Annotated in this window: 17 protein-coding genes and 1 pseudogene; 7 read left to right on the plus strand and 11 right to left on the minus strand. The window is 71.3% G+C overall.

Annotated elements, in window-relative coordinates; all coding sequences use genetic code 11:
• The first annotated feature begins 54 nt into the window (after window positions 1-54).
• The 3 genes and pseudogenes from AB0D18_RS13650 to AB0D18_RS13660 form a co-directional block, all read left to right on the plus strand.
• Complete coding sequence (locus AB0D18_RS13650; protein WP_362416359.1) at window positions 55-1674, plus strand: iron ABC transporter permease; 1620 nt, start codon at window positions 55-57, stop codon at window positions 1672-1674.
• Complete coding sequence (locus tag AB0D18_RS13655) at window positions 1675-2715, plus strand: ABC transporter ATP-binding protein (protein ID WP_362416362.1); 1041 nt, start codon at window positions 1675-1677, stop codon at window positions 2713-2715. It begins immediately after the preceding gene.
• A 222-nt stretch (window positions 2716-2937) separates the two neighbouring features.
• Window positions 2938-4050, plus strand: a pseudogene (locus AB0D18_RS13660) (glycosyltransferase 87 family protein); the annotation flags it as partial.
• A gap of 39 nt (window positions 4051-4089) precedes the next feature.
• Here AB0D18_RS13660 and AB0D18_RS13665 read toward each other — a convergent pair.
• The 7 genes from AB0D18_RS13665 to AB0D18_RS13695 all read right to left on the minus strand — a co-directional run bounded on the left by AB0D18_RS13665 (window position 4090) and on the right by AB0D18_RS13695 (window position 10785).
• A complete protein-coding gene (locus AB0D18_RS13665; RefSeq protein ID WP_362416365.1) occupies window positions 4090-5013 on the minus strand; it encodes a hypothetical protein in 924 nt (307 codons plus the stop codon).
• Window positions 5014-5130: 117 nt separating this feature from the next.
• Window positions 5131-5505, minus strand: a complete 375-nt coding sequence (locus AB0D18_RS13670) for a VOC family protein (protein ID WP_362416368.1) — start codon at window positions 5503-5505, stop codon at window positions 5131-5133.
• A 33-nt stretch (window positions 5506-5538) separates the two neighbouring features.
• Window positions 5539-6669, minus strand: coding sequence for a Rossmann fold nucleotide-binding protein (locus AB0D18_RS13675; RefSeq protein ID WP_362416371.1), 1131 nt, complete (start codon window positions 6667-6669; stop codon window positions 5539-5541).
• A 66-nt stretch (window positions 6670-6735) separates the two neighbouring features.
• The gene (locus AB0D18_RS13680) at window positions 6736-7959 is read right to left on the minus strand and encodes a hypothetical protein (protein ID WP_362416374.1); all 1224 of its coding nucleotides are present in this window, start codon (window positions 7957-7959) and stop codon (window positions 6736-6738) included.
• Window positions 7941-8678, minus strand: a complete 738-nt coding sequence (locus tag AB0D18_RS13685; protein ID WP_362416377.1) for an ATP-binding cassette domain-containing protein — start codon at window positions 8676-8678, stop codon at window positions 7941-7943. The genes AB0D18_RS13680 and AB0D18_RS13685 overlap by 19 nt, the downstream gene beginning before the upstream one ends.
• Before the next feature lie 227 nt (window positions 8679-8905).
• Complete coding sequence (locus AB0D18_RS13690; protein WP_362416380.1) at window positions 8906-10291, minus strand: aspartate aminotransferase family protein; 1386 nt, start codon at window positions 10289-10291, stop codon at window positions 8906-8908.
• 2 nt (window positions 10292-10293) lie between these two features.
• Window positions 10294-10785: an Lrp/AsnC family transcriptional regulator gene (locus AB0D18_RS13695; protein WP_362416383.1), complete on the minus strand. Its 492-nt coding sequence runs from the start codon at window positions 10783-10785 to the stop codon at window positions 10294-10296.
• Window positions 10786-10962: 177 nt separating this feature from the next.
• Here AB0D18_RS13695 and AB0D18_RS13700 point away from each other — a divergent pair, with 177 nt between their 5' ends.
• From AB0D18_RS13700 to AB0D18_RS13710, 3 genes are all read left to right on the plus strand, one after another.
• The gene (locus AB0D18_RS13700) at window positions 10963-12402 is read left to right on the plus strand and encodes a gamma-aminobutyraldehyde dehydrogenase (RefSeq protein ID WP_362416386.1); all 1440 of its coding nucleotides are present in this window, start codon (window positions 10963-10965) and stop codon (window positions 12400-12402) included.
• 73 nt (window positions 12403-12475) lie between these two features.
• Window positions 12476-13705 carry a spermidine/putrescine ABC transporter substrate-binding protein gene (locus AB0D18_RS13705; protein ID WP_362416389.1) on the plus strand — a complete coding sequence of 410 codons (1230 nt, stop codon included), beginning with the start codon at window positions 12476-12478 and terminating at the stop codon, window positions 13703-13705.
• 45 nt (window positions 13706-13750) lie between these two features.
• On the plus strand, window positions 13751-14287 hold the full coding sequence (locus AB0D18_RS13710) for a hypothetical protein (protein WP_362416392.1): 537 nt from the start codon (window positions 13751-13753) through the stop codon (window positions 14285-14287).
• 19 nt (window positions 14288-14306) lie between these two features.
• Here AB0D18_RS13710 and AB0D18_RS13715 read toward each other — a convergent pair whose 3' ends face one another.
• The 3 genes from AB0D18_RS13715 to AB0D18_RS13725 form a co-directional block, all read right to left on the minus strand.
• Window positions 14307-15086, minus strand: a complete 780-nt coding sequence (locus AB0D18_RS13715) for an SAM-dependent methyltransferase (RefSeq protein ID WP_362416395.1) — start codon at window positions 15084-15086, stop codon at window positions 14307-14309.
• 59 nt (window positions 15087-15145) lie between these two features.
• Window positions 15146-15919, minus strand: coding sequence for a glycerophosphodiester phosphodiesterase (locus AB0D18_RS13720; RefSeq protein WP_362416398.1), 774 nt, complete (start codon window positions 15917-15919; stop codon window positions 15146-15148).
• An 81-nt stretch (window positions 15920-16000) separates the two neighbouring features.
• Complete coding sequence (locus tag AB0D18_RS13725) at window positions 16001-17026, minus strand: adenosine deaminase (RefSeq protein ID WP_362416401.1); 1026 nt, start codon at window positions 17024-17026, stop codon at window positions 16001-16003.
• Window positions 17027-17151: 125 nt separating this feature from the next.
• Between AB0D18_RS13725 and AB0D18_RS13730 the strand changes: the two genes are divergently transcribed.
• On the plus strand, window positions 17152-17796 hold the full coding sequence (locus tag AB0D18_RS13730) for a DUF4190 domain-containing protein (protein ID WP_362416404.1): 645 nt from the start codon (window positions 17152-17154) through the stop codon (window positions 17794-17796).
• A 489-nt stretch (window positions 17797-18285) separates the two neighbouring features.
• Here the strand turns inward: AB0D18_RS13730 and AB0D18_RS13735 are convergent, their stop codons facing one another.
• Entirely contained in the window at window positions 18286-18831 is a 546-nt protein-coding gene (locus AB0D18_RS13735; RefSeq protein ID WP_362416407.1) for an NADAR family protein, read from the minus strand.
• Window positions 18832-18994: the final 163 nt, after the last annotated feature.

The following is an 18994-nucleotide window of genomic DNA, read 5'->3' on the forward strand; positions in this document are numbered from 1 at the left end:
CCCAGGGGCGCCCGGCGGGGTTCCTGGCGTGGGAGCGCGGTGCGGCTGGGCCTGATGGCTGTGCCCGTCGCCTTCTTCGCGCTGTTCTTCGCCTACCCGGTCGTCGCGATCGTCGGGCGCGGGCTGAAGTCAGGCGATGCCTGGCAGCTCGGGCGGATCGGGGAGGTGCTGGGCGACCCGGACATCCTCGGCGTGCTCTGGTTCACCACCTGGCAGGCGCTCGCCTCGACCGCGCTCACTCTGCTGCTTGCGCTGCCCGCCGCGTACGTCTTCGCCCGGTTCGACTTTCCGGGGAAGCAGCTGCTGCGGGCCGTGGTGACGGTGCCGTTCGTGCTGCCCACCGTGGTGGTGGGCACCGCGTTCCTGGCGGTGCTCGGGCGCGGTGGGCTCCTCGACGAGCTGTGGGGCGTACGGCTCGACACCACCGTGTGGGCGATCCTGCTCGCCCACGTCTTCTTCAACTACGCGGTGGTCGTACGGACCGTGGGCGGCCTGTGGTCGCAGCTCGACCCCCGGCAGGAGGAGGCCGCCCGGGTGCTCGGCGCGGGGCGTTTCGCGGCCTGGCGGCGGGTGACGCTGCCGGCGCTCGGGCCCGCGGTGGCCGCCGCCGCGCTGATGGTGTTCCTGTTCACCTTCACCTCCTTCGGTGTCGTACAGATCCTGGGCGGGCCCGCCTACTCCACCCTGGAGGTGGAGGTGTACCGGCAGACCGCGCAGCTCCTCGACCTGCCGACCGCGGCCGTGCTGACGCTGGTGCAGTTCGCCGCGGTGGGTGCGATCCTCGCCGTGCACGCGTGGACGGTGCGGCGGCGCGAGAGCGCGCTCAAGCTGGTCGACCCGGCACAGACGTCGCGCAGGCCGCGCGGCGCCGGGCAGTGGACGCTGCTCGGCGGGGTGCTCGCGACCGTACTTGTCCTGATCCTGCTGCCCCTGTCCGTGCTGGTCGAACGGTCGCTGGACGGGCCCGAGGGGTACGGATTCGGCTACTACCTGGCGCTGCGGTCGGTGGCCGAGAGCGGCGGGACCTTCCTGGTGCCGCCGCTGGAAGCGGTCGGGAACTCCCTGCAGTACGCCGTGGTGGCGACCGCGATCGCGCTGCTCGTCGGCGGTCTGGCGGCCGCCGCCCTCACCCGGCGGGCGGGGCGGCTGGTGCGCGGGTTCGACGCGCTGCTGATGCTGCCGCTGGGCGTCTCCGCGGTGACGGTGGGCTTCGGCTTCCTGATCACCCTCAACAAGCCGCCGCTGGACCTGCGCACCTCGTGGATCCTGGTGCCGCTGGCCCAGGCGCTAGTGGGCGTGCCCTTCGTCGTACGGACCATGCTGCCCGTGCTGCGCGCGGTCGACGGACGGCTGCGGGAGGCCGCGGCGGTCCTCGGGGCCTCGCCGCTGCGGGCCTGGCGGGAGGTCGACCTGCCGCTGGTGCGGCGGGCGCTGCTCGTGGCGGCCGGGTTCGCCTTCGCCGTCTCGCTGGGCGAGTTCGGCGCGACCGTCTTCATCGCACGGCCCGACAACCCGACGCTGCCGGTGGCCGTGGCCCGGCTGCTCGGGCGGGCCGGCGACCTCAACTACGGGCAGGCGATGGCCCTCAGCACGATCCTCATGGTCGTGTGCGCGGTGTCGCTGCTGGTGCTGGAACGCATCCGGCCCGACCGATCCGTATCCGGGGAGTTCTGAATGACCGACGCTGCGCAGTCCTTGTTGCGGCTGGAAGCTCTCACCGTACGGTTCGGTGCGCGGGCGGCGCTCGACGCGGTGGACCTGCGGGTGGCCGCGCACGAGATCGTCTGCGTGCTCGGGCCGAGCGGCAGCGGCAAGTCGACGCTGCTGCGGGTGGTGGCCGGGCTCCAACTGCCGGACGCCGGGCGGGTGTTGCTGGACAGCGCCGACCAGGCGGGGGTGCCGGTGCACCGGCGGGGGGTGGGCCTGATGTTCCAGGACCACCAGCTCTTCCCGCAGCGGGACGTCGGCGGCAACGTCGCCTTCGGTCTGCGGATGCGGGGCGCGGGACAGGCCGAACAGGTGCGCCGCGCCGAGGAGTTGCTGGAACTGGTCGGGCTGCCGGGCGCCCAGCTGCGGGCGGTGGCCTCGCTGTCCGGCGGCGAACAGCAGCGGGTCGCGCTCGCCCGCGCACTGGCCCCGCAGCCCAAGCTCCTGATGCTGGACGAACCGCTGGGCCAGCTCGACCGCGGCCTGCGCGAGCGCCTTGTGGTCGAACTCCGCCAGCTCTTCGGCCGGTTGGGCACCACCGTCCTCGCCGTCACCCACGACCAGGGCGAGGCCTTCGCCCTGGCCGACCGGGTCGTCGTCATGCGGGACGGCGGCATCGCGCAGACCGGGGCCCCTCTCGACGTCTGGCAGCGGCCCGCATCGGAGTTCGTGGCCCGCTTCCTGGGCTTCGACAACGTGGTGGAGGCGACCGTGAGCGGCGAGGCCGCGGACACGGTGTGGGGCAAGATCCCCGTCCCGGCAGGATCCCCGCAGGGCGTCACCCGGCTGCTCGTACGCCCCGCAGGCGTCCGGCTCGTACCGGTCGCGGACGGCCTGCCCTGCGCGGTGACCGCGCGCACCTTCCGGGGCAACCACGTCGCCGTACAACTGCGCCCGGCGGACGGGCCGTTGCTGGAGGCCGCATGCGCGCTGCGGGACGCCCCGGAGGAGGGCGCCGACGTGGGGGTCGCCTTCGCGGCGGACGAGGTCGTGCTGCTGCAGGGCTGAGACAGGTGCTTGACGTGCCACGGGCCGGTCCCTGGCGGTGCCATGGAGTGGCCCTGTCGGTGCCATGGGCCGGTCCCTGGCGGGGCACGGAGTGACCCTGTCGGTGCCACGGGCCGGCCCTTGGCGGTGCGGCGGAGTGACCCCTGTAGTGCCACGGGGTGACCCGGAGGTTGGCACCAGGGTGTGATGCCACGTCTGCGGACCGCCCCGCACCGTGGCCGCATGAACGATGCGACGGTGGTTGTCGACGGCAAACGGCATGTGCGGCAAGGGGAGTTGAGGGCGGGCGTCGGGTGGGTCGGGTGCGGCGTGCTCTGCCTGCTCTTCGCTCTCGTGTCCGGGCTGGGGCCGCACCGTGCGTGGGGGCTGACGGCCGCGTTCGGATACGGGGCGGCCGGGTGGGCCGCCGCCCGGCCGCGAGCGGTGTTCGGGGTGCGGCTGAAGCCGGTGCTGGTGGCGCTGGCGGGGGCGGTGCTGCTGCCGCTGACGGTTCTCGTCCTGACCGGGCAGGCGCAGTCGGAGGTGCGGGTGGTCGAGCGGTCGGCGCAGTTGCTCGTGGCTGCGGGCAGTCCGTACGTGGCCGACCCGGTGGTGACGGGGGACTTCAATCCGTACTTGCCGGGGATGGCCGTTTTCGGGTTGCCCCATGTGCTGTTCGGGGACGGCCCGTTGGCCGTGCTGGGCGATGCACGGTGGTGGATGGCGGCCGCATTCCTGGGGGCGCTCGTGGTGGCCGCACGGCGTGCGGCGGTGCCGTGGGTCGCGGCCTGTCCGTTTGTTGCGCTGCCGCTCGCCGTCGGCGGGATAGACCTGCCGGTGGTGGGGCTGATGTGTCTGGGGATCGCGCTGGCGGGCCGGGGCAGGGCCGGGGGCGCCGGGCTGGTGCTCGGGGTGGCGGCCGCATTGAAGTGGACCGCGTGGCCCGCGGTGCCGGTGGTACTGGCGCTGCTGGTGGTGTGCGCGGGGAGGCGGGCGGCGGTGCGCTGCGCGGTGGTCGCTGCCGGTGTCGCGGGGGTGCTCGTGGTGCCGGTGGTACTGGCCGACCCGGGGGCGGTCTACCGCAACGCGGTCGCGTTCCCGCTGGGGCTGAGCGGGGTCGAGTCACCGGCGGCCAGCCCGCTGCCGGGGCGCCTGCTCGCGGAGTACGTACCGGGCGGGACGGTCATCGCCACGGTGCTGCTGGTGCTCGCTGCGCTGCTCGTCGCCGGTTCGCTGGTGGTACGGCCGCCGCAGACGGTCCGGGCGGCGGCCGTACGGCTGGCGGGCGGGCTGGCTCTCGCCATGGCCCTCATGCCGGCCAGCCGGTTCGGCTACCTCGTCTATCCGCTGGTACTGCTCGGGGCCTGCGGCGGCCCGCCGTGGCTGCTGCGCCGGCTAGCGGGGAGTGTCCACCAGTTGCAGAGGTTCCCCGGTCTCGGTGCCCGGCTCGCCCTCGTGCTTGCCGTACCAGGCGACGGCGACCGCGCCCGCCACGGCCAGTACGAAGCCGATGACCGCCACCCAGGCGAACCCGGGGCGCGAGGCGTCGCCCAGCCAGACCACGCCGATCAGGCCCGGTAGCACGGTCTCGCCGACCACCAGGGCGGCGGTGGCGCCGTTGACCGAGCCGATCTGCAGGGCCACCGTGTGCAGGTACATGCCGCCGATGCCGGCGACCAGGATGGCGTACAGGGCAGGGTCGGTGAGGAGCGCCCCCAGGTCGTAGGGGTCCACGCCGTTCAGGATGCGTACGCCCACGCCGAGCGCGCCGAAGCCGAGGCCCGAGAGGAGACCGGCGAGGATCGCGGCGCCCCCGCCCATCAGCCGTACGGCCACCGTCCCGCCGACCATCAGCGCCACGGAGATCGCCAGCAGCCACCAGTGGGTCGCCATCTCGGCGTGGCTACCGCCCTCGTGGCCCGCCGCCGTCGCCAGGAGCACCAGTGATCCGCAGACGACCGCGATCGACGTCCACTCCTTGCGGGTCAGCCTGATGCCGAGCATCTTGACGCTCAGCACCGCAGTGATCACCAGGTTGGCGCTGATCACGGTCTGGGACAGGAAGAGGGGCAGCATCCGCGCGGCCAGCGCGCCGAGCGCGAAGCCCAGGAAGTCGAGGATGGTGCCGACGATGAACTCCCAGGTCATCGCAGCCTTGGCGGTGGAAGACAGGCTGGGACCGCCGTGCTGGGTGACACCGGTGGTGGAGGCCACGGCCGCCTCCCGGCGGGCGGACTTCCGTGATCCGACGGCTTGCAGGACCGATCCTGTGCCGTAGCAGACCGACGCCAGGATGGCGGTGATGAGGCCGATGAGCACCAAAAGCTCCGTTCACGGGTGGTTCGTCTCGCGGGTTGTTCGTCGTCGTTCTCCGACTACGAGACGTGAGAATCGCCGTGAACGTTGCTTTTGGCTCGCCCCAATGTGCCGGGGAGATCAGCCGGTGCGCTCGGCCGCGCTGCGCTCCACGCAGAACTCGTTGCCCTCGGGGTCCGCGAGGAGGGCCCAGCCGGTGCCGTCGGGCTTGCGGTGGTCGGTCACCAGGGTGGCCCCGAGCGCCAGGATCCGCTCCACTTCCTCGTCGCGGGTGCGGTCCTGGGGCTGGAGGTCGAGGTGGACGCGGTTCTTGACCGTCTTGGGCTCGGGAACCTGGATGAAGAGGACCCCGACGCCCGGTGCGGTCACCAGGGCCTCGGGGTCACCGGGGACGTCGTCGTCCGCCAGCGGGGAGTCGAGCACCGCTGCCCAGAAGGTGCCGAGCTTGTAGGCGTCGGCGCAGTCGATGGTGAGGTGTCGTACGAGAGATGCCATGGGCGTCACTATGACCGCGCGTGCATCCGGTCGCTAGCGGATTTCCGCGGTGGCCCCCGCAGCCCGGAGCCGGGCCAGTGCCGACGGGGCCTCGGCGACCGAGTCGACCAGGGCGATACGGAGTTCCATCGCGCGGTCCCTGGCGAGGGACTGAAGCAGGGGCCAGGCCGGGAGGCGTTCGGTCCAGTGGGTGCGGTCCACCAGGACCATGGGGGTGGGCTCGCCGCGCGACTCGTAGTAGTTCGGGGTCGCGTTGTCGAAGATCTCCTGCACCGTGCCGGCCGCGCCCGGGAGGAAGACGACGCCCGCGGTGGAGCGGGCCAGCAGACCGTCCTCGCGGGTGGCGTTGGCGAAGTACTTGGCGATGTGCGCGGCGAACGCGTTCGGCGGTTCGTGGCCGTAGAACCAGGTGGGGATGCCCACCGAGTCGCCGCCGGCCGGCCACCGGGACCGTACGTCGAAGGCGGCCGCGGCCCAGTCCGTGATGGACGGGGTGAAGGAGGGGGCCTTGCCGAGGAGTTCGAGGGCCTCGTCCAGCATGGCGTCCGGGTGTGGGGCCGCGTACGCGCCGAGGTTCGCGGCCTCCATCGCGCCGGGGCCGCCGCCGGTGGCGACCGTCAGGCCCTCGCGGGTGAGGGTGCGGCCGAGGCGGGCCGCGCCCGCGTATGCGTCGGTGCCCCGGGCCATGGCGTGGCCGCCCATGACTCCCACGACCGGTGCGCCGGTCAGGTGCTCGTCGAGGGCGTCGGAGATCGCGTCGTCGTGGATCGAGCGCAGCATCGAGGCGAATATGTCGCCGTCGGACTTGGTGCGCTGGAACCAGGTGTAGGCGAGTGCGTCGGGAGTCGCCTCGTACCCGCCGTCGGCCAGGCCCTCGAAGAGGGAGTCCGGGGTGTAGAGCAGGCCCCGGTACGGATCGAAGGGAAGGCCCGGGACCGGTGGGAAGACGAGCGCGCCGTCCGCCCTGACCTTGGCCGTGGCCTCGTCCGTCATCGGGCAGCCGAGGAAGACGGCATGGGCGGTGTCGGTGCCCAGCAGGGCTTCCGTACGGGCCGTCAGGTCGAGGGACTGCAGTCGGTGGCCGGTGAGGAGGCCGCCGGCGGCCGCCCGGTCGAACTCGGCCAGGGTCTCGATCTCGTGGTCGTGGTCCGGGTGTTGAGGCACGGAGCCATGGTAGGCGGCGGGCGGAGCAGCGCCGGTTCGGGGGTGGCGGGAGTGGCCGTGGGTGCGTCAGGCGGTGAGAGGGGTTGCGGCCAGGGCGGCCACCGCCCAGGTCAGGGGCGCGAAGAGGGCGAGGAGGGCGAGGGCTCGGGTGGCGGCTGCGGCGCGGAGGGTTCTGGCGGCGGCGCCCTGGCGGAGCAGCGTCCGAGTGGTCTCGGCGCGGGCCTGCTTCGTCTCCAGGGCGACGGTGAGGAGCGTCGCGGTGGTGCAGGCCAGGACCAGGGTGGCGCCCAGGCCGGTGAGCGGGCCGAAGGAGGACGCGGAGCCGGGGCCGGAGGTGTACAGGGTGGCTGCCGCGATCAGTCCGGAGGCCGTCGCGCAGACCACGCCGAGCGGGCGGCCGATGCGGTGGGCCTCGCCCTGGAGCGCGCGGCCCGCCAGGAGGCGTACCGCCCCGGGGCGTACGGCCTGGAGGAGGAGGCCGCAGAGATGAACCAGGCCGGGGCCCGCCAGGGCCAGGCCCAGCGCGGTCAGTGTCCAGCCGGCGAGGACGCCCGCCGGGGCGATGTCCGGGTGGCCGGGGAGGGGGAGCGCCCCGCCGGTGCCGCCGCCCCGGCTCGCGTACGTCTCCACCGCCAGGCCGACGGCGGTCAGGGCGACTCCCCAGGGGAGGCCGGTGGGAGGAGCGGCCGAGGGGGTGGACGCGGGGGTGCCGCCCGTCGGCGGTGTGCCGTTCGGGCGGGTCGGCGCGTCTGTGCCGGTGCCGGTTCTTGTGCCTGTACGGGTGCGCGGGCGCAGGGCCAGGGCGCTTGCCGCGGCCGCGATGAGGGGCACCAGGGAGAGCAGGATCAGGACCGCGGGCAGGGGCAACGGGCGGTCGGCGGCGAGGAGTTCGGTGGCCGCGCCGTCGAACGGGAGCCCGCTCAGGTCGCCGCGCAGGTGCAGGAAGAAGAGCAGGGCCAGCAGGGAGCCGAGGGTGCAGGACAGGGCGGTCGAGGCCGCCGCCGTCGAGGCCAGCCGGGCCGGGCCCAGGCCCACCGCGGACAGGCCGGGACGCGGCCGGGTGCTGGGGTCCGTACGGGCCACGGCGACCGCGAACTGCACGGTCGCCGCGAGCGGGACCAGACACCACAGGAGGCGGAGCAGGGAGGGGGCCGGAGGCGACGGGTGGCCGAGGGCGTAGCCGAGTGTGCACAGCAGGAGGAACCCGACGCCCGCCGAGGCCGCCGCGACCAGCAGCCGGCGCAGCAGCACCAGCGGGTGGCTGCCGCGGGCTAGACGGAGAGCGAGCACGCCGCCCGGCCTTCCGTGAGCTGCGCGGGGCTGACGCGACGGCCGTCGAGGAGGCTCACGGTGCGGTCCGCGAGCGTGGCGACGTCCGCGTCGTGCGTGGCGAGGACGACGGTGATGTGGTGCGAACGGGCCGCCGTGGTGAGCGTGCGCAGCACCTGGGCGCCGTCCCTGCTGTGCAGCGGAGCCGTCGGCTCGTCGGCGAACAGGACCGTGGGGGTGGTGGCCAGGGCGCGGGCGATCGCGATGCGCTGGCGCTGCGACTGCGCGAGCGCGGCCGGGCGCGTGCGGGCGACGGCGCCGATGTCGAGCCGCTCCAGCCACTCCATGGCCGTCGTTTTCGCCGCGCGGTGCCCCTCGCCGCGCAGCAGCAGGGGGAGCGCCGTGTTCTCCCAGGCGGTGAGTTCCGGTACGAGGCCGGGCTCGGGGGAGATCCAGGCGAACCGGTCGCGGCGCAGCCGTTCCCGGGACAGCGCGCCCATGGTGTGCACGGGGACGCTGTTGAACCACACCTCGCCGTCGTCGGGGACCAGCCGGCCCGAGAGGCAGCCGAGGAGGGTCGTCTTGCCGCTGCCGCGCGGGCCGGTCACGGCGAGGATCTCGCCCTCGCGGACACCGAGCGAGACACCGGTGAGCGCGGGGGACCCGCCGTGGGAGTGGTGCAGGGAGCGAGCCCACAGGACGTCGTTGTCCGGAGGGGCGTTGTCCGGCAGGGCCACCATGGCGTACACCTCGGTTCAGGGTCAGATCAGATTTCCCGTCCCCCTTGCGGGGGAACGAAAGACAGAGCCGATCGGTCACTGGGCACCGTAAGGATTCGCCGTGCGAGGGGCGCGGCGGCACGGCAGACGTACGGCCCGGAGGCGGACGTTCTCACTGGAACGGGCGCATCCGGGCCGCAGCCGAGGATCAACGGATGATCACGAGGATCCGCGAGGGATCCGGAGGATCAGAGCTTGGTCCAGGCCTCCGTGAGGACCGCCCGCAGGATGGCCTCGATCTCGTCGAAGGTCTCCTGCGTGGAGATCAGCGGCGGGGCCAGCTGCACGACCGGGTCGCCGCGGTCGTCGGCCCGGCAGTACAGGCCGTTCTCGTACAGCGCCTTGGAGAGGAAGCCGTACAGGACGCGCTCGGTCTCCTCGTCGGTGAAGGTCTCCTTGGTGGCCTTGTCCTTCACCAGCTCGATGCCGTAGAAGAAGCCGTTGCCGCGGACGTCGCCGACGATCGGCAGGTCGTGCAGCTTGCGGAGCGTCTGGTAGAACGCGTCCTCGTTGTCCAGGACGTGCTGGTTGAGGCCCTCGCGCTCGAAGATGTCGAGGTTGGCGAGGCCGACCGCGGCGGAGACCGGGTGGCCGCCGAAGGTGTAGCCGTGCAGGAACGTGTTGTCGCCCTGGTAGAACGGCTCGGCGAGCTTGTCCGAGATGATGCAGGCGCCGATCGGGGAGTAGCCCGAGGTCATGCCCTTGGCGCAGGTGATCATGTCCGGTACGTAGTCGAACTTGTCGCACGCGAACATCGTGCCGAGGCGGCCGAAGGCGCAGATGACCTCGTCCGAGACCAGCAGCACGTCGTACTTGTCGCAGATCTCGCGGACCCGCTGGAAGTAGCCGGGCGGCGGCGGGAAGCAGCCGCCGGCGTTCTGCACCGGCTCAAGGAAGACCGCGGCGACGGTGTCCGGGCCCTCGAACTGGATCTCCTGCTCGATCTGGTCGGCGGCCCAGCGGCCGAAGGCCTCCGGGTCGTCGCCGTGGATCGGGGCGCGGTAGATGTTGGTGTTCGGGACCTTGTGCGCACCGGGCACGAGCGGCTCGAACGGGGCCTTGAGGGCAGGCAGGCCGGTGATGGACAGGGCGCCCTGCGGGGTGCCGTGGTAGGCGACCGCACGCGAGATGACCTTGTACTTGGTGTGGTGGCCGCGCAGCTTCCAGTACTGCTTGGCGAGCTTCCACGCGGTCTCGACGGCCTCGCCGCCGCCCGTCGTGAAGAAGACCTTGTTCAGGTCGCCCGGCGCGTGGTGCGCGAGCCGCTCGGCCAGCTCGACGGCCTTCGGGTGGGCGTACGACCAGATCGGGAAGAAGGCCAGTTCCTGGGCCTGCTTGTACGCGGCCTCGGCGAGCTCGTGGCGGCCGTGACCGGCGTTCACCACGAACAGGCCGGAGAGGCCGTCGATGTAGCGCTTGCCCTTGTCGTCGAAGATGTGTGTTCCCTCGCCGCGCACGATGGTCGGCACGGGAGCGTTCTCGTACGACGACATGCGGGTGAAGTGCATCCACAGGTGGTCGTACGCGGTCTTCGAGAGGTCCTTGCCCGGGGCAGGGTTGCTGGTGGCAGTCACGACTATCGGGTTCCCCACATGTAGGTCTGCTTCTTGAGCTTGAGGTAGACGAAGCTCTCGGTGGAGCGCACTCCGGGGAGGGTCCGGATGCGGCGGTTGATCATCTCCAGGAGGTGGTCGTCGTCCTCGCACACGATCTCCGCGAGCAGGTCGAAGGAGCCCGCCGTGACCACGACGTACTCGACCTCCGCCATCTCGGTGAGTGCGTCCGCGACCGGATCGAGGTCGCCCTCCACGTTGATGCCGACCATCGCCTGCCGGCGGAATCCCACGGTGAGCGGGTCCGTGACGGCGACGATCTGCATGACGCCCTGGTCGAGCAGTTTCTGTACGCGCTGGCGTACGGCGGCCTCGGAGAGACCGACCGCCTTGCCGATGGCGGCGTACGGACGGCGGCCGTCCTCCTGGAGCTGTTCGATGATCGCCAGAGAGACGGCATCGATCGCCGGGGAGCTGCCGCTGCCGGGCCTGGGTTCTGCGCTACGACTGACCACGAGCTCACTGTGCATCACGTATCGCCCGTCCCGCAAGGGCAGACCGATGAAATTCGTTGTTGAAGGGTCTCGATTTAACTGAATCCGAAGTTGTCGACAGTGAGGTATGTCGAAAGCGTCGCTCCACTGACTAATGTGGGTGTCTCATCCACCGGACATCTGAGAGGGAGACTGGCCGTGACCACCGAGCTGCGCCGTCTGCGCAATTACATCGCCGGAGAGTTCCGGGACGCCGCCGACGGGCGGACCACCGAGGTGATCAACCCGGTGACGGGCGAGGCGTACGCGACCGCGCCGCTCTCGGGCCAGGAGGACGTCGACGCCGCGATGGCCGCCGCCGCCGAGGCGTTCCCCGCCTGGCGCGATCTGACGCCCTCCGACCGCCAGAAGGCGCTGCTGAAGATCGCGGACGCCTTCGAGGAGCGCGCGGAGGAACTGATCGCCGCCGAGTCGGAGAACTGCGGCAAGCCGCTGGGCCTGACCCGCACCGAGGAAATCCCCCCGATGGTCGACCAGATCCGCTTCTTCGCGGGTGCGGCACGCCTCCTTGAGGGCCGCAGCGCGGGCGAGTACATGGAGGGTCTGACCTCCATCGTCCGCCGCGAGCCGGTCGGCGTCTGCGCACAGGTCGCACCGTGGAACTACCCGATGATGATGGCCGTCTGGAAGTTCGCCCCGGCGCTCGCCGCGGGCAACACGGTCGTGCTGAAGCCGTCCGACACGACGCCCGCCTCGACCGTCCTCATGGCCGAGATCATCGGTGGCATCGTCCCCAAGGGCGTCTTCAACGTCGTCTGCGGCGACCGCGACACCGGCCGCACGATGGTCGAGCACAAGACCCCCGCGATGGCCTCCATCACCGGTTCCGTACGGGCCGGCATGCAGGTCGCCGAGTCCGCGGCCAAGGACCTCAAGCGGGTCCACCTGGAGCTGGGCGGCAAGGCGCCGGTCGTCGTGTTCGAGGACACCGACATCGCCAAGGCCGTCGAGGACATCTCGGTGGCGGGCTTCTTCAACGCGGGCCAGGACTGCACGGCGGCCACCCGAGTGCTCGTACAGGAGTCGATCCACGACGAGTTCGTGACGGCGCTCGCCAAGGCGGCGGCCGACACGAAGACCGGCCTGCCGGACGACGAGGACGTGCTCTACGGGCCGCTCAACAACGCCAACCAGCTGAAGCAGGTCACCGGCTTCATCGACCGGCTGCCCGCGCACGCCAAGGTCGAGTCGGGCGGCCACCGGGTCGGCGACAAGGGCTACTTCTACGCCCCGACCGTCGTCTCCGGACTCAAGCAGGACGACGAGATCATCCAGAACGAGGTCTTCGGCCCCGTCATCACCGTCCAGTCCTTCACCGACGAGGCCCAGGCCCTGGAGTGGGCGAACGGCGTCGAGTACGCCCTCGCCTCCTCCGTCTGGACCAAGGACCACGGGCGCGCCATGCGCATGTCCAAGAACCTCGACTTCGGCTGTGTGTGGATCAACACCCACATCCCGCTCGTCGCGGAGATGCCGCACGGCGGATTCAAGCAGTCCGGCTACGGCAAGGACCTCTCGGCGTACGGCTTCGAGGACTACACCCGGATCAAGCACGTCATGACGTCGCTCGACGGCTGAGCCGGGTTCCGGGGCGGGCGGTAGGCAGACTGTCTATTGCCCGCCCCTCGTACGCTCCGGGAGGGTGAACGCCATGGGTGATCTTGGTCGCGTTTCGCATCGTCTCTCACGCCGTCCCGCACGCCGTCTCTCGCGCCGTACGGTGCTCCGCGGTATCGGGTACGGAATCGGTACGACGGGCGCGCTCGCCGCGCTCACCGGGTGCGGCGTCCCCGCCGCGTACGTCAAGCCGGGGGAGCGGGCCGCTGCGGACTCCTCCGACCGGGACAGAAGCCTCCAGTTCGCCAACTGGCCGCTCTACATCGACACCGACGAGGAGAACAAGTCCAAGCGGCCCACGCTGGACGAGTTCACCAGGCGCACCGGGATATCCGTCCGGTACACCGAGGAGATCAACGACAACGACGAGTTCTTCGGCAAGGTCAGCCCGGCGCTGATGAACCACCAGGAGACCGGCCGCGACCTGATCGTCATGAGCGACTGGATGGCCGCCCGCTTCGTACGGCTCGGCTGGGTGCAGGAGATGGACCGCGCCAAGCAGCCGAACGTGGCGAAGTACCTGGACCCGCAGCTGCGCGGCCCCGCCTTCGACAAGGGCCGGCTGCACAGCGTGCCCTGGCAGTCCGGCATCACCGGCATCGCGTACAACCGCAAGAAGCTCGGCCGCGAGATCAAGCACACGTCGGACCTGTGGCGGCCCGAGCTCAAGGGGAAGGTGACGCTCTTCTCCGGGCTCGACGAGAGCTTCTCACTGCTGATGCAGGGCCTCGGCGCGGACGTCACACAGTGGACCGCGGACGACTTCCACCGGATGTGCGAGCAGGTCGAGAAGCTGGTCGAGTCGAAGCACATCCGCCGCTTCACCGGCAACGACTACGTCAAGGACCTCGCCTCGGGCGATGTGCTGGCCTGCCAGGCGTACTCGGGGGACGTCATCCAACTCCAGGCGGACAACCCGGACATCGAGTTCGTGGTGCCGGAGGAGGGCGCGGAGCTCTGGGCGGAGTCGCTGATGATCCCCAACCTCGCCAAGCACAAGCGAAACGCCGAGAAGCTGATCGACCACTACTACGACCCCGAGGTCGCCGCCGAGCTCGCCACCTGGGTCAACTACGTCTGCCCGGTGCCGGCCGCCCGCGACATCATCGCCTCCTCCAAGGACGAGGAGACCGCCGCACTGGCCGAGGACCCCCTGATCTTCCCCGACGGCGAGGTCCGCAAGCGCCTCGTCATCGCGCGCGACATCACCGCCCAGGAGCGGCTGGAATTCGCGAAGACGTGGAACGGGATCGTGGGGCTGTAGGGGGGACCCGTAAAGCTCGCGTGAAGGTGCTCGTACGCTGCGGACATGAACGAGCCCGCCGCCCAGCTGAGGCGCATCCGTGTGTGGTTGATCTTCTTCATCGTGTGCCTCGTGCTGAGCGGGCTGACCGCCTTCCCGCTCGTCACGGAGCTCAACTGGCTGGCCGACGTGCTGAAGTCGTCCCCGCTGCCCGATGTCATGCCCGGGTTGATGGAGTGGATCGAGCGGTGCCGGGAGGGGCTCGTCGCCACCGAGGCGAAGTACCCGTTCGTGCTGTACGGGACGGACTGGCTCGCCTTTGCCCACCTGGTGATCGCGGTCGCCTTCTACGGTCCATACCGCGATCCGGTGCGGAACATCTGGGTGATCGAGTTCGGGATGATCGCCTGCGCCGGGATCGTTCCGCTCGCCCTGATCTGCGGGCCGGTCCGGGGGATTCCCTTCGGCTGGTCGCTGATCGACATGGCCTTCGGGGTGTTCGGGGTGATTCCGCTGGCGATCGTGCGGCGGAAGATCAAGCGGCTGGAGGCGCTGACGGCGCCGGTCGCGGTGTCGGGGGCGGCGCTCGCGTCGATCCGCTAGGCCGCCTCTCGCAAGCGCGTCAACGCTTGACGGCCACCGCGCCGAACTGGGCCACCTGTGCCGTCCGCGGGTCCTCGTCGCGCCAGCGTGCGCACGACACGATTCCCGGGTCCAGGATCTCCAGGCCGTCCAGGAACGAGGCGAACTCGGTGCGGGTGCGGGCGGTGATCGGCGGGGTCGCGTTCTCGTTCCAGAACGCCATCGCGGCCTCGTTGCCCTCGCCGCCCAGTTCCAGGGTCGGGTGGGTGAGGGCGAGGTGACTGCCGGGCGGGAGGGCGTCCAGGAGGGTGCGTACGATCTCCCGGGCCTGGGCCGTGTCCGCCACGAAGTTGAGGATGCCCAGCAGCATCAGTGCCACCGGGCGGTCCAGGTCCAGGGTGCGGGCCGCCTCCTGGAGGATCCTGTCGGGGTCGTGGGCGTCCGCGTCGATGTACGCGGTGCGGCCCTCGGGGGTGCCGGTCAGCAGGGCGCGGGCGTGGGCCAGGACGACCGGATCGTTGTCGACGTACACGATCCTGGCGTCCGGGGCGATGCGCTGGGCGACCTGGTGCGTGTTGTCGGCGGTGGGGAGCCCGGTGCCGATGTCCAAGAACTGGCGCAGCCCGGCCTCGCCCGCCAGGTACGACACCGCGCGGCCGAGGAACCGCCGGTCGGCACGGGCCACTTCGCCGATGCTCGGGTAGAAGGCGGTGACCTGCTCGCCCACCGCCGTGTCCACGGGGTAGTGGTCCTTGCCGCCCAGCCAGTAGTTCCAGACGCGGGCATTGTGGGCGATGTCGGTGCGAATCGCTTCGGGCATCCGTGGTTCCCTCTCTCCTCCGGTGCGGGGGTGGCGAGGGGCCCATCATGCCGGACGGATCAACTCCGCAGAGCCGAGCGGTACTTGGCTACGGTCGTCGCGAGCAGGTCGAGGCGGTTGGTGGTGATCGCGTCGACGCCCGCGGCGAGCAGCCGGTGCATGCTGCGTGCGGTGTCCGGGGTCCACGCGCCCACCAGCAGACCCTGCCGGTGGGCGTACGTGGTGAGCGTGCGGTCGACGAGGCCGAAGCGGTAGTTGAGCCAGCGCGGGCCGATCGCCGCCAGCAGCTCGGGGCGCGGCGGGGCGCAGGACTCCCAGGTCAGGGCGATCTCGGCGTGCGGGTCCGCGGCCCGTACGCGCAGCATGGCGGTCGGACTGCCCGAGTAGTACATCCGCTCGCTCGCGCCCGCCTCGCGGACGGCGCCCACCACCGTGCGCACCAGCGCGTCGTGCGCACCGTGGAGGTCGATCATCAGGCGGCGCGCGCCGACCGCGAGGATCGCCTCGCGCAGGGTCGGCACGCCGTGCCCGGTCAGCTCGTCGACCTCCGCCTTGGTGAGGTCGACGAGCCAGCGGTCGTGGCCCCAGAGCCGCTTCAGTGTCTCGTCGTGCAGCAGTACCGGGACGTTGTCGCGGGTCAGCCGCACGTCCACCTCGACCGCGCCGGCGCCGAGGGTCAGCGCCGAGCGGATCGAGGCGAGCGTGTTCTCGCGGAAGCGGTACGGGTCGCCGCGATGGCCCACGGCGAGGACACCGGTGGGGACATCCGCGAGGACACCGGCGGGGACATCGGAGCGGACGTCGGCGACGGCGGTGTGGCTGTCGGTGCTCATGAGGTCATTCTTGGCGATGGGGCCAGAGGTCGCTCAGTGAACGGTTCTGGTGAATGGCTCTGGTGAACGGTTCCGCGGTGCTCAGCGGGCGAGCCACTCCGTCGTGTAAGCGTCGATCTCGGCGGACAGCTTCGCCTTGCCCGCCGGGTCGAGGAAGGACGCCTCGACGGCGTTCTTCGCGAGGGCGGCCAGGCCCTGCTCGTCCAGGCCGAGGAGGCGGGCCGCGACCGCGTACTCGTTGTTGAGGTCGGTGCCGAACATCGGCGGGTCGTCACTGTTGATCGTGACCAGGCAGCCCGCCGCGACCATCTCCTTGATCGGATGCTCGTCGAGGTCGGCGACGGCGCGGGTCGCGATGTTCGAGGTCGGGCAGACTTCGAGCGGGATCCGGTGCTCGGCCAGGTAGGCGAGGAGCTCCGGGTCCTGGACGGCGCTGGTGCCGTGGCCGATGCGCTCGGCGCGCAGGTCCCGCAGCGCGTCCCAGATGGTCTCCGGGCCCGTCGTCTCACCGGCGTGCGGAACGGAGTGCAGGCCGGCCTCGACGGCCCGGTCGAAGTACGGCTTGAACTGCGGGCGCGGCACACCGATCTCCGGGCCGCCGAGACCGAACGACACCAGGCCCTCCGGGCGGTGCTCCAGGGCGAGCCGTACCGTCTCCTCCGCCGACTCCAGACCGGCCTCGCCGGGGATGTCGAAGCACCAGCGCAGTACGACGTCCAGCTCGGACTCGGCGGCCCTGCGGGCGTCCTCGATGGCCGCCATGAAGGCGTCGGCCGGGATGCCGCGGCGGGTCGAGCTGAAGGGGGTGACGGTCAGCTCGGCGTACCGGATGTTCTGCCGGGCCATGTCGCGGGCCACTTCGAAGGTGAGGAGCCGGACGTCCTCGGGCGTGCGGATCACGTCCACGACGGACAGGTAGACGTCGATGAAGTGCGCGAAGTCCGTGAACGTGAAGAACTCGGCGAGGGCTTCCTCGTCGGAGGGCACCTTGGAGTCCGGGTGCCGGGCGGCCAGCTCGGCGACGATGCGGGGAGAGGCGGATCCGACGTGGTGGACGTGCAGCTCTGCCTTGGGCAGGCCCGCGATGAAGGGGCGCAGGTCTGACATCGGATCCTCCTGATGCGGGGTGGTACGCCGGGCGGCGCGTGAGTGCTCGGGATCATCGTAGGCGGGGCGCTGGGCCAAGTGGGGTACGCCGTAGCATGACCGGGAACCACGATGGGGGAGGGCCCATGTCAGACAACACGCCGCAGCCTTCGGGGGCGCCGGACCCGTGGGCACCGCCGGAGGGCTCGGGGAACCGCGTGCCCTTGGACAAGCCGGGCGCGCCGTCCGGGAATCCGGTGCACGAGCAGCCGACGGTGACGTCGATGCCGACGGCGGGGGTGGGGCCGGAGGACGCGATTCCCGGTTCTGCGCCGGCCCCGGCTCCGGCCCCGGCTCCGGGGGCTCCCGCTGCGTACGGGTACCCGGTGCAGGGGGCGCCGCCCGGGGTCACGCCGGGGGAGTACGGATACCCGTCGGCGTATCCCGCCGCGCCGTCCGCGCCCTACGGCGGGGGATATCCCGGCTACCCGGGGTACGCGGGGCCGTCCGGGTGGACCGGGCAGGGGCAGCCGCAGAACGGGTTCGGTGTCGCGGCGATGGTGCTCGGCATCCTCTCCATCTGCCTGTTCTGTGTGTACGGCGTGATGGGCATCGTCCTCGGCGCGATGGGCCTGATCTTCGGCATCCTGGGCCGGAAGAAGGCCGAACGGGGCGAGGCGAACAACGCGGGGATGGCGTTGGCGGGGATCATCACGGGGTCGATCGGAATGGCGATCGGGGCCGCGTTCCTGGGCTTCATCATCTGGGCGGCTGTGAGCGGCGGCCTGTAGCGGGGGTTTTACGGGTGGGGGTGCGGGGCGCGTGGCCTCTGCGCGGTGGGTACGGGGGGCGTGTCGCTGCTCCGGCGACGCTGCCGCTGTGGGCAGGTGTTCCGCCACGCTGTGGGCAATCGTTCCGCTGGGGCGAGTGGGGTCTCCCCTGCTCGAACGGAGTTGAGAGCTTGGGGAAGGGTGGGCACAGCGGAACCCCTCGCTCCGGGTAGGAGCACCGCCGCCCCTCCCGTGCCCCTCTTCGGCGTGCCGAGTGTGGGCGGGAGCGAGGGGTGCGGCTCCGCGTGAGGGCCGCCCCCTTGCCCACCCGTTCCGCCCCCGGGGGGCGGCCCCGCTGCCCAAGGAGGCTAGGGAGGCTAGGGGCTGAGGGGCAGGCAGTTAGGGGCGCGGGGAACTGCGCGATCAGCCACGACGCGCCCGCACATGCCCACCGACCAGCCACGACGTGCCCGCACATGCTCACCGACCAGCCACGACGCACCCGCTGCCCTAGGCAGTGAGGTGGGAGCGGGTTTCGGTGAGGGCGAAGCCCAGGAGGTTTTGGCCGCGCCATTCGGCGGGGGACGAGGCGCGGGGGTCGTCGGCTGCGAGGCCGATTCCCCAGATGCGGTCCAGGGGGCTCGCCTCGACCAGTACCCGCGAGCCCGTGCCCAGCAAGTACGCGCCCAGGGACGGGTGTTGGGTGAATTTGTGGGTGTTGCCCGTGACGACGATGTCGTAGCGGGAGCGGACCCAGACGGCTTCGTCGAAGTCGCGGACCAGGCGGCCCGCCTTCTTCGCCTCGGCCGGTGTCCGCGCCGTCAGTGCCGCCCGCTCCGCCTCCGCGTCGCCGAAGAGGGCCGCCTTGCGGGCCATCATCCAGTGCTCGGCGGTGGCGTAGACCGTCCCGTCCACCGTGAAGGGCGATGGCCACCACTGGCTGAAAATGCTCGGTCCGAGCGAGCCGTCCGGTCGTGGACGGTGACCCCAGAAGTGCAGGAATTTGACGCGCTCGCCCCGGTTGACCTGCGCCGTAAGCTCTTCGATCTTCCCCATGCATGCGAGTCTGGCATCCGCCACTGACACTCCGTACGGAATTTCCGTGCCGACTCGACACACGGTCGACCGAATTCGTTGCGTAACCAAAAGGCAACAACGGAATCACTTGTTGGCGGCGCCCTGCTCTGTCAGGATCGGCAATCAAATCAAGCTGGAGCTA

Origin of the sequence: Streptomyces sp. NPDC048442 (assembly GCF_040651475.1) — a bacterium.
In the GTDB taxonomy this organism is placed as follows: Bacteria; Actinomycetota; Actinomycetes; order Streptomycetales; family Streptomycetaceae; genus Streptomyces.

Coding starts and splice junctions, on each gene's coding strand:
- AB0D18_RS13730 (WP_362416404.1), top strand. CDS start 17,152: ATGTCAGACAACACGCCGCAGCCTTCGGGGGCGCCGGACCCGTGGGCA.
- AB0D18_RS13655 (WP_362416362.1), top strand. CDS start 1,675: ATGACCGACGCTGCGCAGTCCTTGTTGCGGCTGGAAGCTCTCACCGTA.
- AB0D18_RS13735 (WP_362416407.1), bottom strand. CDS start 18,831: ATGGGGAAGATCGAAGAGCTTACGGCGCAGGTCAACCGGGGCGAGCGC.
- AB0D18_RS13705 (WP_362416389.1), top strand. CDS start 12,476: ATGGGTGATCTTGGTCGCGTTTCGCATCGTCTCTCACGCCGTCCCGCA.
- AB0D18_RS13685 (WP_362416377.1), bottom strand. CDS start 8,678: ATGGTGGCCCTGCCGGACAACGCCCCTCCGGACAACGACGTCCTGTGG.
- AB0D18_RS13715 (WP_362416395.1), bottom strand. CDS start 15,086: ATGCCCGAAGCGATTCGCACCGACATCGCCCACAATGCCCGCGTCTGG.
- AB0D18_RS13650 (WP_362416359.1), top strand. CDS start 55: ATGGCTGTGCCCGTCGCCTTCTTCGCGCTGTTCTTCGCCTACCCGGTC.
- AB0D18_RS13670 (WP_362416368.1), bottom strand. CDS start 5,505: ATGGCATCTCTCGTACGACACCTCACCATCGACTGCGCCGACGCCTAC.
- AB0D18_RS13710 (WP_362416392.1), top strand. CDS start 13,751: ATGAACGAGCCCGCCGCCCAGCTGAGGCGCATCCGTGTGTGGTTGATC.
- AB0D18_RS13720 (WP_362416398.1), bottom strand. CDS start 15,919: ATGAGCACCGACAGCCACACCGCCGTCGCCGACGTCCGCTCCGATGTC.
- AB0D18_RS13725 (WP_362416401.1), bottom strand. CDS start 17,026: ATGTCAGACCTGCGCCCCTTCATCGCGGGCCTGCCCAAGGCAGAGCTG.